Origin of the sequence: Bradyrhizobium sp. (assembly GCF_050014615.1) — a bacterium.
Classification (GTDB): Bacteria; Pseudomonadota; Alphaproteobacteria; order Rhizobiales; family Xanthobacteraceae; genus Bradyrhizobium.
The window spans coordinates 1-15,186 of the sequence record NZ_JBEKCZ010000102.1 but is presented as its reverse complement, the minus strand read 5'-3'; the positions used below and the strand labels follow the sequence as shown (position 1 = coordinate 15,186).

General features: G+C 62.1%; 15 protein-coding genes and 1 pseudogene. 7 read left to right on the top strand and 9 right to left on the bottom strand.

Annotation, left to right across the window (positions count from 1 at the left end; genetic code table 11):
- Positions 1-6: 6 nt before the first annotated feature.
- The 6 genes from ABR948_RS17225 to ABR948_RS17200 all read right to left on the bottom strand — a co-directional run bounded on the left by ABR948_RS17225 (position 7) and on the right by ABR948_RS17200 (position 6,661).
- Positions 7-1,176: an acetyl-CoA acetyltransferase gene (locus ABR948_RS17225; protein WP_428120000.1), complete on the bottom strand. Its 1,170-nt coding sequence runs from the start codon at positions 1,174-1,176 to the stop codon at positions 7-9.
- A 32-nt stretch (positions 1,177-1,208) separates the two neighbouring features.
- Positions 1,209-2,195 carry a D-erythronate dehydrogenase gene (denD, locus tag ABR948_RS17220; protein WP_428119998.1) on the bottom strand — a complete coding sequence of 329 codons (987 nt, stop codon included), beginning with the start codon at positions 2,193-2,195 and terminating at the stop codon, positions 1,209-1,211.
- 47 nt (positions 2,196-2,242) lie between these two features.
- Positions 2,243-3,151 (bottom strand): carbohydrate ABC transporter permease, encoded by a 909-nt coding sequence (locus ABR948_RS17215; RefSeq protein WP_428119996.1) that lies wholly within the window; start codon positions 3,149-3,151, stop codon positions 2,243-2,245.
- Entirely contained in the window at positions 3,144-4,103 is a 960-nt protein-coding gene (locus ABR948_RS17210; protein WP_428119994.1) for a carbohydrate ABC transporter permease, read from the bottom strand. Before ABR948_RS17210 ends, ABR948_RS17215 begins: the two co-directional genes overlap by 8 nt.
- A 117-nt stretch (positions 4,104-4,220) precedes the next feature.
- Positions 4,221-5,543 carry an ABC transporter substrate-binding protein gene (locus tag ABR948_RS17205; RefSeq protein WP_428119992.1) on the bottom strand — a complete coding sequence of 441 codons (1,323 nt, stop codon included), beginning with the start codon at positions 5,541-5,543 and terminating at the stop codon, positions 4,221-4,223.
- Between the two features lie 56 nt (positions 5,544-5,599).
- A complete protein-coding gene (locus ABR948_RS17200) occupies positions 5,600-6,661 on the bottom strand; it encodes an ABC transporter ATP-binding protein (RefSeq protein WP_428119990.1) in 1,062 nt (353 codons plus the stop codon).
- A gap of 258 nt (positions 6,662-6,919) precedes the next feature.
- On the opposite strand from ABR948_RS17200, the gene ABR948_RS17195 reads away from it, so the two are divergent.
- The 7 genes from ABR948_RS17195 (at position 6,920) to ABR948_RS17165 (ending at position 13,323) form a co-directional block, all read left to right on the top strand.
- A complete protein-coding gene (locus ABR948_RS17195) occupies positions 6,920-8,728 on the top strand; it encodes an IlvD/Edd family dehydratase (protein WP_428119988.1) in 1,809 nt (602 codons plus the stop codon).
- 123 nt (positions 8,729-8,851) lie between these two features.
- Complete coding sequence (locus tag ABR948_RS17190) at positions 8,852-9,586, top strand: SDR family oxidoreductase (RefSeq protein WP_428119986.1); 735 nt, start codon at positions 8,852-8,854, stop codon at positions 9,584-9,586.
- Between the two features lie 16 nt (positions 9,587-9,602).
- A complete protein-coding gene (locus tag ABR948_RS17185) occupies positions 9,603-10,349 on the top strand; it encodes an SDR family NAD(P)-dependent oxidoreductase (RefSeq protein WP_428119984.1) in 747 nt (248 codons plus the stop codon).
- Between the two features lie 19 nt (positions 10,350-10,368).
- A complete protein-coding gene (locus tag ABR948_RS17180; RefSeq protein ID WP_428119982.1) occupies positions 10,369-10,758 on the top strand; it encodes a GFA family protein in 390 nt (129 codons plus the stop codon).
- Positions 10,759-10,786: 28 nt separating this feature from the next.
- Entirely contained in the window at positions 10,787-11,467 is a 681-nt protein-coding gene (locus ABR948_RS17175; protein ID WP_428119980.1) for a site-2 protease family protein, read from the top strand.
- A gap of 44 nt (positions 11,468-11,511) precedes the next feature.
- Positions 11,512-11,934 (top strand): hypothetical protein, encoded by a 423-nt coding sequence (locus tag ABR948_RS17170; RefSeq protein ID WP_428119978.1) that lies wholly within the window; start codon positions 11,512-11,514, stop codon positions 11,932-11,934.
- A gap of 150 nt (positions 11,935-12,084) precedes the next feature.
- Complete coding sequence (locus tag ABR948_RS17165) at positions 12,085-13,323, top strand: ABC transporter substrate-binding protein (RefSeq protein WP_428119976.1); 1,239 nt, start codon at positions 12,085-12,087, stop codon at positions 13,321-13,323.
- A 76-nt stretch (positions 13,324-13,399) separates the two neighbouring features.
- Here ABR948_RS17165 and ABR948_RS17160 read toward each other — a convergent pair whose 3' ends face one another.
- The 3 genes and pseudogenes from ABR948_RS17160 to exbB all read right to left on the bottom strand — a co-directional run.
- On the bottom strand, positions 13,400-14,197 hold the full coding sequence (locus tag ABR948_RS17160; RefSeq protein WP_428119974.1) for a TonB family protein: 798 nt from the start codon (positions 14,195-14,197) through the stop codon (positions 13,400-13,402).
- A 32-nt stretch (positions 14,198-14,229) separates the two neighbouring features.
- Entirely contained in the window at positions 14,230-14,703 is a 474-nt protein-coding gene (gene exbD / locus ABR948_RS17155) for a TonB system transport protein ExbD (protein ID WP_428119972.1), read from the bottom strand.
- 3 nt (positions 14,704-14,706) lie between these two features.
- A pseudogene (gene exbB / locus ABR948_RS17150) lies at positions 14,707-15,186 on the bottom strand (tonB-system energizer ExbB); the annotation flags it as partial.

Below are 15,186 nucleotides of genomic sequence, written 5' to 3'. Positions count from 1 at the left end.
AGCCGCTTACTTCGCGGGCTCCAGCAGCGAGACGTAATTGGCGACCGCAGCCCCGCCCATGTTGAAGATGCCTGCGAGCTTGGCATCCCTGATCTGCATGCCCTCGGGCGCCTGACCCAATAGTTGCATCGCGCTCAGCACATGCATGGAAACGCCGGTGGCGCCGATCGGGTGCCCCTTGGCCTTCAATCCACCGGACGGATTGATCGGCAGCTTGCCATCCTTCTGGGTCCAGCCTTCCTTGATGGCGCGCGCGCCCTGCCCCCGCGGCGTCAATCCCATCGCCTCATATTCGATCAGCTCGGCGACGGTGAAGCAGTCGTGGGTTTCGACAAAGGACAGATCGGAAAGCTGCACGCCGGCGGATTGCAGCGCGCGCTGCCATGCCACGGTGCAGCCTTCGAATTGCAGGATGTCGCGCTTCGACATCGGCAGGAAATCCTGGGCATGCGCGGTCGCCCGGATGTTGACGGCCTTGCCCATCGATTTGGCGGTCTCGGAATCCGTCAGCACCAGCGCCGCCGCGCCGTCCGAGACCAGCGAACAGTCGGTGCGCTTCAGCGGACCTGCCACGAACGGATTCTTTTCGCTTTCGGAGCGGCAGAATTCGTAACCGAAATCCTTGCGCATCTGCGCATAGGGATTGGCGACGCCGTTCTTGTGATTCTTGGCCGCGATCATCGCCAGCGCGTCGGACTGGTCGCCATATTTCTGGAAATAGGCCTGCGCAATCTTGCCGAACACACCGGCGAAACCGCCGGGGGTATCGCCGTCCTCCGGCAAATACGATGCGCGCAGCAGGTTCCTGCCGATCTCCGGCCCCGGTGTCCGCGTCATCTGCTCGACGCCGACCACCAGCACGATTTTCGCCGCGCCCGCCGCAATGGCGCGAACGCCCTGATGCACGGCGGCCGACCCGGTGGCGCAGGCATTTTCGACGCGCGTTGCCGGCTTGAACCGCAGCAGCGGATCGGCCTGCAGCACCAGCGCAGCCGTGAAATCCTGCGGCGAGAACCCGGCGTTGAAATGTCCGAGCACGATTTCATCGACATCGGCGGCGGAAATCCCGGCATCGGCCATCGCGTCGGTCGCCACACGGACGATGAGACTCTCGACGGTTTCGGTATCGAACTTGCCAAACGGCGTATGGGCCCATCCGACGATGCTGGCGGTCATGGTCGTTCTCCTCATTAGATGTCGGCAAAAGATCAGGCGGCGAACTTACCACCCAATTCGTCCTCGATGTGAATCCGGATGATGTCGTCGAAGGTCTTTTCGGCGGTGGTGAAGCCGAGCGTCACCGCCCGCCTGGCATCGAAATTGCGCGGCCAGCCATCGACAATGCCGATGATGAACGGATCCGGCTCGCGTCTGATCCGCGCCGCCACTTTGTCGCCGGCCACCCGCTTCAACGCGGCGATCTCCTCGCCGACCGTGGCCGACAGGCCGGGCATGGTGAGATTGCGGCGCGCCCCCGCTGTCGCGCTATCCATGGTCGCCGCATGGATCAGGAAACCGACCGCCGAGCGCGGCGAGGCATGCCAGTGCCGGACCTCCTCGGATACCGGCAGGATCGCTTCCTTGCCGGCCAGCGGTTCGCGCAGGATGTTGGAAAAGAACCCGGACGCGGCCTTGTTGGGCAGACCGGGGCGGATGCAGATGGTCGGCAGCCGGATACCAATGCCGTCCATGAAACCGCGGCGCGAATAGTCCGCCAGCAGCAGTTCCCCGATCGCCTTCTGGGTGCCGTAACTCAACAGCGGCGTCTGAAAGAACTCGTCGCCGATGGCGTCGGGAAACGGCGCGCCGAACACCGCGATCGACGAGGTGAATACGACCCGGGGCTTGTAGCCGCCGCCGATAATCCTGATGGCATCGAGCAGCATCCGGGTGCCGTCGAGGTTGATGCGGTAGCCCTTGTCGAAATCGAGTTCGGCCTCGCCGGAGACGATCGCCGCCAGATGAAAAATCACATCGGGACGATCGGCGACCAGTTTTTCGGCCGCGCCGGGGACCGCGAAATCGCAGGTCACGGTCTCGACCGGAAAACCTGATTTTTCGGGTTTGGCGGGCGCGACGACATCCTGCAGCGTCATGCGGGTGATGTCGCGCTTGCCGAGATGCCCGTCGCGCAGCAGCCGCTCGGTCAATTTGCGGCCGACCATGCCGGCCGCGCCCAGAACCAGAATATGCAAGACCCAACTCCTTCTTGTTCTTGATTGATCGCCGCGGGCCCGCGCGCCTACTCTTTCACGGCTCCGGTCATCGCCGACACGTAATGCTCGACGAAGAACGCGTAGAGGATGACCAGCGGCAGCGAGCCGACCAGCGCGCCCGCCATCAGCGAACCCCATTTATAGATATCGCCGTCGACGAACTCGTTCACGATCGCGACCGGCACGGTTTTGTTCGGGGTCGATTGCAGGAAGGTGAGCGCGTAGATGAATTCGTTCCAGCACAGCGTGAAGGAGAATATGAAAGCCGAAATCATTCCGGGTATCGCCAGCGGCACGATGATCCGGGTCAGGATCTGCCAGCGCGACGCGCCGTCGATCAGCGCGCATTCCTCAAGCTCGTAGGGAATGGTCTTGAAATATCCCATCAAGAGCCAGGTCGAGAACGGAATCAGCAGCGTGGGATAAACGAGAATCAGCGACAGCGGCGAGTCGAACAGGCCGTAGGCCTGGATCACCGAGGCCAGCGGAATGAACAGGATCGACGGCGGCACTAAGTAAGCAAAGAAGATCAGCACGCCGACGGTATCCGCGCCCTTGAACCTCAGGCGCACGATGGCGTAGGCCGCCAGCACGCTGGCGATGATCGAGAGCGTCGTGGCCCCGACCGCGACATACATCGTGTTCCACAGCCACCTTGGATATTGGGTCTCGAACAACAGCTTGCTGATATGCTTGAAGGTCGGATGGATCACCCAGAACGGGTTGTACTTGTTCATGTCGATCAGCTGTTCGTCCGGCTTGATCGACGTCAGCGCCATCCAGTAGAACGGAAACAGCAGCACGATCAGGATCACGAACAGCGGTATATAGAGCGTCACCACGCGGCGCGGCAACGACTCCAGATAGCTCATGCCGTCGCTTTCGTCGCTCTGGCTGGCGACCGGCACCTTCGATGGCAGCGCGGAATCAGTCATTGTTCGATCCTTGCTGCCATTTCCGGCGCTGCATGCCGAACCATGAAATCGCGATCGCCGCGAGCAGGAACGGAATCATCGCGGTGGCGATCGCGGCGCCCTCGCCGAGCCGGCCACTGATGATACCGCGCTGATAGCTCAGGGTGGCCATCAGATGCGTGGCATTGACCGGACCGCCGCGCGTCAGCGCCCAGATCAACTGGAAGTCGGTGAAGGTGAACAGCACCGAGAAGGTCATGACCACCGCGATGATCGGGGTCAACAGCGGATAGGTAATGAAGCGGAAGCGCTGCCAGTTGGTGGCGCCGTCCAGCGTCGCCGCCTCGTACAGCGAGGGCGACACCGTCTGCAGGCCGGCCAGCAGCGTGATCGCGACAAAGGGCACGCCACGCCAGATGTTGGCGAAAATCACGCTGCCGCGCGCCAGATTCGCATCGCCGAGGAAATTGATGTTGTGGTCGATCAGGCCGAGCTTGATCAGCGACCACGAAATGATCGAAAATTGACTATCGTAGATCCACCAGAATGCGATCGCCGAGAGCACGGTCGGCACGATGAACGGGATCAGGACGATCGAGCGGATCACCGCCTTGAACGGCATATGCCGGTTCAACAGCAAGGCTAGATAGAGACCGATTGCAAATTTGATCGCGCTGGCGACGATCGTGTAGAGCAACGTGTTGAACACCGAGAGCCAGAAGATGGCGTCGTCCCACAGCCACTGGTAATTCTCGAGGCCGATGAAAACGCCGCGGCGGCCGATACGCTCATCTGTGAAGCTCATCCAGACGCCGAGGCCGAGGGGATAAGCCAGAAACAGGATGAGAAATGCCGCCGCGGGCAGCATGAACCACAGCGCCACCCAGTTGCGGTTGGTCCGCAGCCGCTCCCACAGCGACCGCGTATCAATTCCGGCCGCCTGCACCGGCACCGATGTCTGAAGGGTACTCATTTCGCTCCAAATCCAGATCCGAAAACGACGCCCTGCTCTTCGCTTGTCCCAAGCCGAGCGTCGCCCAGATTTCCCACAGAAACAAGCCGGCCCGCAAACGCGCGCCGGCGATCTCACCTATCGGAAGATGCGCTTGGCGGAACGTTCCGCCGACTTCATCGCCGTCTGCAGATCTTCGCTTCCGGTACAGTAATTAGCGAACATGTCGACCAGGACGAAGTCGGCAATCGCGGCGGCGGCATTCTCACCCATCTGGCCGACGCCCGCCGGTGTTTGCGCGGTCACGGCCACGTCGCGGTACGGCGTATTCTTGGGATCGGCGGTCCAGATCGGATTCTTGGTGTAATCGAGCAGGAAGGGTGAAAGATATCCCTGCGCCGCTCCAATCCAGGGATCGTACTGCTCCGGTTCAAGCATGAATGCGGTGAACGCCTTGCAGGCCTGCGGATACTTGGTGAAATTGAACACCAGGATCGGGAAACCAAGATGCAGTTCCCTGGTCTTGCCATCCACACCCGCGGGCAGATGGGCGTGATTCATATCCTCGGCGATTTGCGGATTTTCCTTCTTGGCCGTGACATAGATCGAAATGCCGTTGACGGTCAGGTGAAGCTGCCCCGCCAGGAACGCCTTGTTGTTGGAACTGTCATTCCACGACGCGGTGCCGGGAATGAAATCAGCATAAAGTCCCTTGACGTATTCGAGCGCCTTGGCGGTCTCCGGTGAATTGAGGACGACCTTGTTGTCCTTGTCGATCAGATTGCCGCCATGGGCCCACAGCGCCCAATGCAGCCAGCCATTGGCGTCGCCCGAAGCGTGTCCGAGCGCCATCCCGGCCGGCGTGCCGTTCTTGTTCATGCCCTTCACCAGATCGGCAAAGCCGCCGAGGTCCTTGGGAAATTCCTTGTGGCCGGCTTTTTCGGCAGCAGCGACGCGGTAATTCACCAGACCGCCGGTGGCCGCAACGGGAATGCCGATCCACTTGCCGTCGAGTTGGCCGTAGGCCTGGCCCGACGGAGCCCAGCCGCCGCATTTCTTGCCGAGGTAATCGGCGACATCGGTCATGTCGGTGCATTTGCTCGGGAACAGGAACGGCAGCGAGTAGAGACCCCAGACCAGATCGAGGCCCTGCCCGGTGTTGGCGGCGACCGACGCCTTGGGCTGGAGGTCGTCATAGGATTCGTTGGAGACGTTGATGGTCACGCCGGTCGCCTTCTGGAAGGCATCGACGATCTTCATGAAGGCGACGTCCTCGGCTTCAACGAAGCGCTTCCAGCGCAGCATGTTGATCTTGGCACCCGCTTCCGGCTTCCACGGCGCGCTCTGCGCCCATGCCTTCGCCAAGCCCAGCAATTGCTCGCTCGACATGGTGGCCGCGGCCGCGAGCAGCGTGCCGCCGCCCTTGAGCAAAGACCGCCGATCCGGTGTGAAATTACTCATCGTCCGCATGCTCCCTGTTTCATTGGCTCTTCTTCGACCAATCGTTTTTTGAGAATTTATAATCGCTTGCCGGTCGCCTCGTCGAACAGATGCACCAGCGCCGGGTCCGGCTTCAGCCGGACCTTGTCACCCGGCTTGAACTGATGACGTTCGCGGAACACGGCAACGACCTGCTCGCCGCCAAGCTTGGCAAACACCTGGGTCTCCGACCCGGTCGGTTCCACCACCACGATCTCGGCTTCCGCGCCATCGTCCGCGATGGTGAAGTGCTCGGGCCGCACGCCGTAGACCACGGCCCGGCCGTCGGAATTGGCAGGCGCCGACTTGAGCGGCAGTTTGACGCCGTTGGGGCCCTCGAAACCGGCGCTGCCGTTTACCTTGAGCTTGCCCTTGAGGAAATTCATTGCCGGTGAGCCGATGAAACTCGCGACGAACTGGTTATCCGGCCGATCGTAAAGGTCCAAAGGTGTGCCGATCTGCTCGACGATGCCGTCGTGCATCACCACGATCTTGTCGGCCATGGTCATGGCTTCGATCTGGTCATGGGTCACATAGACCGTCGTGGTCCGGAGCCGCTGATGCAGTTCCTTGATTTCGGTGCGCATCGCCACCCGCAGCTTGGCGTCGAGGTTCGACAGCGGCTCGTCGAACAGGAACACCTGCGGATCGCGCACGATAGCGCGCCCCATCGCGACGCGCTGGCGCTGTCCGCCCGACAATTGCCGGGGATAGCGATCGAGCAGCGGCGTCAGCGCCAGAATTTCCGCGGCGCGCTTGACGCCCTTGTTGATCTCGTCAGCGCTCGCGCCGCGCAGCTTGAGCGAAAACGCCATATTGTCGGCGACCGTCATATGCGGATAGAGCGCATAATTCTGGAACACCATGGCAATGTCGCGCTCCTTGGGCTGGACATTGTTGACGACGCGATCGCCGATTGAAATCGTCCCGGACGTGATGTTTTCGAGCCCGGCGAGCATCCGCAGCAAGGTCGATTTGCCGCAGCCGGAGGGGCCCACCAGCACGACAAAAGCGCCGTCCTCGATCGGAATCGACACGCCGTGCAGGACTTCAAAGCCGCCAAACGATTTTCGCACATCGCGAATCTGCACCGACGACATAAATACCCTCCCGAATACAACCCTAGCCCGCGGCGAATACCGCGGTCTTCTTTGATTTGACCGGGGTCTTACCAGACTTTTTCGGTGATGTCGTTGGATCAAAGTCGTAGGAGTTGGTCTTGGCCGTTTGTCTTGGCCATTAGTCTTGGCCATTAGTCTTGGCCGCGAACGTTGCGAAGCGCGCGATGACATGCAAACATTGGCTGCCCATACCAAAATGACGCACAAAAATAAGGCGTGTGCGCTGCGGGAGAACCCATGAACAAGCCGCTTGCCGGTGTCACCCGGCGCAAACTCCGTTCCAGCGAGTGGTTTAACAACCCCCACAACCCCGGAATGACCGCGCTCTACCTCGAGCGCTACCTCAATTACGGCCTGACCCGGCACGAGTTGCAATCCGGCAAGCCGATTATCGGCATTGCGCAGACCGGCAACGACCTATCGCCGTGCAACCGCCATCACCTCGAACTGGCGCACCGGGTCCGGGAAGGAATCCGCGCCGCCGGCGGTATCGCGATGGAATTTCCGATGCATCCGATCCAGGAGACCGGCAAGCGCCCGACCGCCGCGCTCGATCGCAACCTCGCTTATCTCGGACTGGTCGAAATCCTGTTCGGATACCCGCTGGACGGCGTGGTCCTGACCACGGGCTGCGACAAAACCACCCCCGCCTGCCTGATGGCCGCGGCAACCGTCAACATGCCGGCCATCGTGCTGTCGGGCGGACCGATGCTGAACGGCTGGCACAATGGCGAGCGCTCCGGCTCCGGTACCGTAGTCTGGAAAGCGCGGGAGCGGTTGGCCGCCGGCGAGATCGACTATGACGAGTTCATGAACATCGTGGCCTCGTCGGCGCCGTCGGTCGGCCATTGCAACACCATGGGCACCGCCTCCACCATGAACTCACTGGCCGAGGCGCTCGGCATGTCGCTGCCGGGCTGCGCCGCGATCCCCGCCCCCTATCGCGAGCGCGGCCAGATCGCCTACGAGACCGGCACGCGCATTGTCGGGATGGTGTGGGAGGATTTGAAGCCCTCCGATATCCTGACCCGAAAGGCATTTGAAAATTGCATCGTGGTCAATTCGGCGATCGGCGGTTCGACCAACGCGCCGATCCATATCAATGCGCTCGCCCGCCACATCGGCGTCGAGCTCACGATCGACGACTGGCAGAAATTTGGCCACGCCATTCCGCTCTTGGTCAACATGCAGCCGGCCGGGTTCTATCTCGGCGAGGAATATCATCGCGCCGGTGGCGTGCCTGCGGTGGTACGCGAACTGATGGCGCACAAGCGCATCCACGAAGACGCCTTGACCGTCAATGGCCGCAGCATGGGCGACAACTGCCGCGATGCCCCAAAGCCCGACGGCGACGTGATCTGGAGCTATGACAAACCGCTGGTCAAGGACGCCGGCTTCCTGGTGCTGCGCGGCAATTTGTTTGATTCCGCGATCATGAAGACCAGCGTGATCTCCAAGGAATTCCGCGACCGCTATCTGATCAACCCCAAGGATCCGAACGCGTTCGAGGGCCGCGCCATCGTGTTCGAGGGCCCGGAGGATTATCACCACCGGATCGACGATGCCGCGCTCAATATCGACGAGCATTGTATCCTGTTCGTGCGCGGCACCGGTCCGATCGGTTATCCCGGCGGCGCCGAGGTTGTGAACATGCAGCCGCCCGCCGCCCTCATCAAGCGCGGCATCCTGTCCCTGCCCTGCATCGGCGATGGCCGCCAGTCCGGCACCTCAGGCTCGCCGTCGATCCTCAATGCGACGCCGGAAGCCGCCGCCGGTGGCGGGCTCGCCATCCTCAAAACCGGCGACATGGTTCGCATCGATCTGAACAAGGGCAGCGCCAACATCCTTATTTCGGATGAGGAACTGAAGCGCCGCCATGCCGACCTGAAAGCCAAGGGCGGCTTCCCCTATCCGGCCAACCAGACGCCGTGGCAGGAACTCTATCGCTCCACCGTCGGCCAGCAGGCCACCGGCGCCTGCATGGAATTCGCGACGCGCTATCACGACATCGCCGGCCAGGTCGGCGTGGCCAGGGATAATCATTGACGCAAACCGCATCGTCGTTGCCGGGCTTGACCCGGCAATCCATCATTCTTCAAAAGAGGATGGATACGCGGGTCAAGCCCGCGTATGACCAGAAATAACCGACGATAATCCAGGGAGAAAAACATGTCAGACCGGCTGAAAGGCAAACGCGCATTCGTCACCGCCGGCGCCGTGGGAATTGGCCGCGCCTGCGCCGTCGCCTTTGCGCGCGAGGGCGCCACGGTGTTTGCCACCGACATCGACGAAAAAGGCCTGGCGCTGCTTTCCAAAGACGGCGTGTCGGAAGTGGCGCGGCTCGACGTGCGCGACAGCGGCGCGGTCGCCGAAATGGCAAAACGCGTCGGCAAGGTCGACATCCTGCTCAACGCCGCCGGTTTCGTGCACAACGGTACCGTGCTCGACTGTTCCGATGAAGACTGGGATTTTTCGTTCGACCTCAACGTCAAGTCGATGCACCGGACCATCCGCTCATTCCTGCCGGGCATGCTGGAACGAGGCCATGGCTCGATCGTGAACATTTCGTCGGCCGCCGGCGTGTTCAAGGCCGCGCCCAATCGCTACGTCTACGGCGCGACCAAGGCCGCGGTCGCGGCATTGACCCGCGCGGTCGCCGCCGATTTCATCACCAAGGGCATCCGCTGCAATTGCATCTGCCCCGGCACCATCGAGACGCCGTCGATGCTGAACCGCGCCGCCGCCGCGGGTCCCGGCGGCCGCGAAATGTTCGTGAGCCGGCAGCCGATGGGGCGGCTCGGCACCGCCGAAGAAATCGCCCTGCTCGCGGTCTATCTCGCCAGCGATGAGAGTGCGTTCACCACGGGCGTCGCGCATGTCATCGACGGCGGCTGGACGCTTTGATTAAAGGAACATATCCATGAACAAGATCGATTTGAACGGCCGCTGCGCCGTCGTCACCGGTGGCGCGCAGGGTTTTGGGCGTGCCATCACCGAGCGCTTCGTCGCATCAGGCGCCAGGGTCGCGATCTGGGATCATGACCAGCCTTTGGCCGAAAAGACCGCCAGGGAAATCGGCGCCGCTGTCACCGCGTTCAAGGTCGACGTATCCGATCTCGCCGCCGTTGAAAAGGCGCGCGACGCGACGCTTGCCGCGCTCGGCAAGATCGACATCCTCGTCAACAATGCAGGGATCGCCGGTATCAACAAGACGGTATGGGAAACCGACCTCGAGGAATGGCGCAAGGTGCTGCGCATCAATCTCGACGGGCCCTTCATCTGCTGCAAGGCGATCGTGCCCTCGATGGTCCAGCAGAAATACGGCCGCATCGTCAACATCGCCTCGATCGCCGGCAAGGAAGGCAATCCCAACGCCGCGCATTATTCAGCCTCGAAAGCCGGCCTGATCGCACTCACAAAATCGCTCGGCAAGGAACTGGCGGCTTACGATATCGCCGTCAACGCCATAACCCCCGCCGCGGCCAAGACCGCGATCTTCGACCAGCTGACGCAGCAGCACATCGACTTCATGCTGTCGAAGATTCCGAAGGGCCGTTTCGTGCTGGTGGAAGAACTCGCGGCGATGGCGGCGTGGCTGGCCTCGGAAGATTGCGCCTTCTCCACCGGCGCGGTGTTCGATATTTCCGGCGGCCGGGCGACCTATTAAAGTCCGTAGTGGAGCCACCATGATCAGGGAAGGCGGATGCTTGTGCGGCGCGGTCCGGTTCAAGGCCAAGGGCGAGCCGGTCAATGTCCGCGTCTGTCACTGCCGCAACTGCCAGAAGGCGATGGGATCGCCGTTTTATGCCCGCGCGCTGTTCGCCCAGGATGCTCTAACGGTCGAAGGCGACACCGCCCGCTATGCCTCGTCCAAAGCGATCGACCGGGTTTTCTGCAAAACCTGCGGTACCCGGCTGTTTTCCTGGCGAACCAACGGCACGGCCGCCGGCGTCGCCCTTGCGACATTCGATGACCGCAACGCATTCACCCCGACCGAACATATCTGGGTCTGCGAAAAAATCGATTGGGTTAAGCTCGACGACGGACTACCACACTATCCGGAGCGGGCGCCCTAGCCTGTCGGCTAACCGGTCAGGATGATCCGTGAACACCACCCTCTACGAGGTTTCGGTCTGGGTATTGCCGCTTATCATCGCCATTACCTTCCATGAGGCCGCCCACGGCTTTGTCGCGCATCATTTCGGCGACAACACCGCCTGGGACCGGGGCCGCGTCAGCTTCAATCCGCTGCGGCACATCGATCCGTTCGGCACCCTGATCATGCCGGCAATCCTGCTGTTGTCCCACTCGCCGTTTCTGTTCGGCTACGCCAAGCCGGTGCCGGTGAATTTCCGCGCCTTGCGCAACCCGCGGATCGACATGGTCTGGGTGGCGCTGGCCGGACCTGCCACCAATATCGCGCTGGCCCTGTTCGCGGCGACGGCGTTTCATGTCGTCGACTACGTGCCCGAAAGTGCGGCGCAGTGGCTCGCCGACAACCTCAAAAACGCGCTTGTCATCAACGTCATCCTGGCGATTTTCAACATGCTCCCGATTCCGCCGCTGGACGGCGGGCGGGTCGCGGTCGGGCTGCTGCCCCCGATGCTGGCGGCGCCGCTGGCCCGGCTGGAGCCGTACGGGATGCTGATCCTGATCGGAATTCTGATCCTGCTTCCGCTGGCCGGTTCGCAGTTCGGTCTAAATCTTGATGTTATTTCGGCGATACTGCGAACCATGACCGGTTATGTGCTCCGGCTCATCCTCGTGGTAACCGGTAACGCGTAGCCCTCCATCTCCAGAGAAACCCGCCGGAAAGCGCAGAGGCCATTTTGATCAAAGCAGCGGACATGATGATCGCGCGACGCGCCGATACCAGGGCCCGCGCGGATTTTGCGACCTGGAAAATGATGGCAAAACTGAATGGTGCCTCGTCGCTGCCCGCGGAAGCCCAGACCTTCCTGGTAAGCTATCAGAAACTGCTCAAGGAAATGACCGAGGCGCAGGCGACCGACGCCGCCATCAATCTCATCTATCGCAGCTACTATGCCGAGATGGGCGGCGTCGGCGAAGCGCCCGATGTCAAGGCGCATCCGGTCGGTCAGGTGACGGACAACGTCACCGCCTTCAAGCGTCCGCCACCGCCGCGGTCCAAAACCGCTGGTGGTCCGGACGCGAAACCCCGGCTTCCCGTGGCCCTGATCTTTGCCTGCCTGGTCGTCGTCTATACCGGGTTCCGGTATTTTCTGCGCTGACAGTTCGAAGATAGCGGTCGCCCGCCAGGTTCATTCAGACCCCCCCGCATCGAATCCGCCCGGCGAATTCGCCGCACTGGCATCGGCTATGCGGCGCGCGCAAGGCCGGCCATAATGGCCAAAACATTAAAACAGCATTTGGAGGGGGAAATGAACCGATTGATCGCGGCCCTATTGATCGCTGCCCCGGCGCTGACCATCGCTGTCGTGAGCGCCGGCGGCGCGCTCGCACAGGACAGGCTCGACAAAATCGTCAAGGTCGGAAGTCTCGGCGATCAATCCGGTCTCTATCAGGATATCGGCGGCCCGGGCTCGAGCGTCGCCGCGCAAATGGCGATCGAGGATTCCGGGCTGCTGGCCAAGGGCTGGAAGATCGATCTGATCTCGGCCGATCACCAGAACAAGCCTGACGTCGGCGCCAACATCGCCAAGCAATGGATCGACGTCGAGAAGGTCGATGTGTTTGTCGATCTCGCCAGTTCCGGCGTCGGCCTCGCCGTTGCCAACGTCGCCAAGGAAAGAAACGTCGTCAACCTGAACTCGGGTTCGGCATCGTCGGATCTCACGGGCTCGCAGTGCTCGCCGAATACCGTGCACTGGGTCTACGACACCTACATGCTGGCCAACGGCACCGGCAAGGCGCTGGTCAAGTCGGGCGGCGATACCTGGTTCTTCCTGACCGCGGACTACGCGTTCGGACAGGCGCTCGAGCGTGATACCAGCGCGGTCGTCATCGCCAATGGCGGCAAGGTGCTTGGCGGCGTCAAGCACCCGCTCAACAATGCCGACTTCTCCTCGTTCCTGCTGCAGGCGCAGAGCTCGAAGGCGAAAATCATCGGACTGGCCAATGCCGGCGGCGACACCACCAATGCAATCAAGCAGGCGGCGGAGTTCGGCATCGTGGCCGGCGGGCAAAAGCTCGCGGGCATGCTGATGTTCATCAGCGACGTCAACGCGCTCGGGCTCAACGTCGCGCAGGGCCTCAATTTCACCGAGACGTTCTACTGGGACCTGAACGACAAGACGCGGGCCTTCACCAGGCGCTTCAACGAGCGGTTCAAGAAGAACCCGCCAACCATGGTTCAGGCCGGGGTGTATTCGTCGCTGATCCATTACTTCAAGGCGCTCGAGGCGCTCGGCGGCAATCCGCACGATGGCCGCGCGGTCGTCGCCAAGATGAAGGAAATGCCGACCGACGATCCGCTGTTTGGCCGGGGCTCGATCCGCGCGGACGGCCGCAAGATCCACCCGGCCTATCTGTTCGAGGTGAAGAAGCCCTCGGAGTCGAAATACCCATGGGACTACTACAAGCTCATCGCCACCATTCCGGCGGATGAAGCTTTTCTCCCGCTTGAGAAGAGCGTGTGCCCGATGGTGAAGAAAAGCTGATCTCTGACTACGATCTCGGACCACGAGCTTGCGAAGCTGCCCGGCAAACCGTCGCCGGGCATTTTCAAGTCCGTCTTCAGCCGTGCTGCCCCTTGACCCGGAAGATCACCGGCAGGGTGAAATTCAATCCCTCGTCGGCGACCAGCGGTGGCGGCTGCGGCACCGGATCGGATTTTCGCACCATCGCCAGTGCCGCTTCGTCGAAAGCCGCGTCGCCCGATCCCTTGACGATGCTGGTCGAGAGAACATGACCCATCCGGTCCAGCGAGAAGCTGACGATGATCTCGGCGGTCTTCTGCGAACGTTCCGCCGGATAACGCTTGTGCTTGTCCAGATGGGCGACCAGCTCCTTTTGCCAGGTCACCCGGAGGCGCTGCGCGCTCTCGCCGGTGCCCTGCGCCGGCGCTACCGACCGCGGCCCTTCCGGAATGGCCATGGAGCTGGGTGTCGCGGTGGCCTCGGCGGCGACCGATTCCATCGAGGCGGAGGTTTGCACCTTGGCAATTTCCGAATCGTCTTGCTTGGGCTTGTGTGCATCGTTCTGCGTCACCACCCGATCGGGATCTTCGGTCTCGGTGGGCATTTCCTTCGGCAGGTCGGTCTCCTTGACCTCGGCCTTCTGTTCAGCGAGCGCTGGTGACGCGACCGAAGCATCGACATCCGGCCCCGGCGGCAGATCGGTGGCTTCAAGATGGGGCGACGTCATCTCAAGCCCGATCTCGATCGCCGACGCCCCGACGGAATCATCGGGATCATCGTTCTGCAGATGCACGAGTGCCAGCGCGCCGCCCCCGACGTGAAGCACAACCGCCATCACGGCTGCGAAAATCCACAGCTGCCGGGAGGGTTTTGGTTCGGTGTCGAAGTCGGTCATCGCGTTATATCGGCCACTCAAGGCTTGAGAAATTATGGTTTGGCGCCTTCGGGCGCGGCGCTTGTTCCAGCGCTATCGGGCACTCCCTCCAGCGCCACCAGCTTGATTTTCGCGTAGCCGCCCGCACGCAGGAGTTCCAGCACATCCATCAATTCGCCATACGGCACGGCGCGATCGGCGCGCAGAAAAATAAAGCGATCCTTGTTCGCGTCCGCCATCGCGTCGAGCGTGCGGACCAGATCGACGCGCTTGACCTGGTTCTCCCCGATCGCCACCGCCAGATCCGGCTTGATGCTGACATAGGTCGGCTTGTCCGGCTTTTTCTGCGGGGTCGCGGTCGACGACGGCAGATCGATCGGAAGATCGACCGTCGACAGCGGCGCCGCCACCATGAAGATGATCAGGAGAACGAGGATGACGTCGATGAACGGCGTGACGTTGATCTCGTGCGATTCGGCGAAATCGGCGTCGTCATCGAGGTCGGGTTCCGCGATCGATGTGCCCATGGTCTACTCCGCCGCGCGCGAATGCGCGCCGCCAGAGGAACTGACATGGGTGCGATCGAGATCGCGCGACAGCAATCGCCCCGCGGCCCCCGACGACCGGCCAACCAGTTCGAGATAGCCTTTCGTCACCCGCGTGAAATGATTGTAGATAATGACGGCCGGGATCGCCGCGACCAGGCCGAACGCAGTCGCCAGCAACGCCTCGGCGATCCCGGGTGCGACGACCGCAAGATTGGTGGTCTGCGATTTCGAGATGCCGATAAAGCTGTTCATGATGCCCCACACCGTGCCGAACAGTCCGACGAACGGCGAGGTCGCGCCGATGGTGGCGAGCTATCCCATGCCGAGCCGGATCCGGCGCGCTTCCGCGCGCACGATCTCGGCAAAGCTCGAGGCCGCCCGTTCCTTGATGCCGGCGTCGCTGGAAATTCCCGCCGACAGCCGGGCCTCGCGCATCGCCGCGGCCAGCAACGACGACAACAC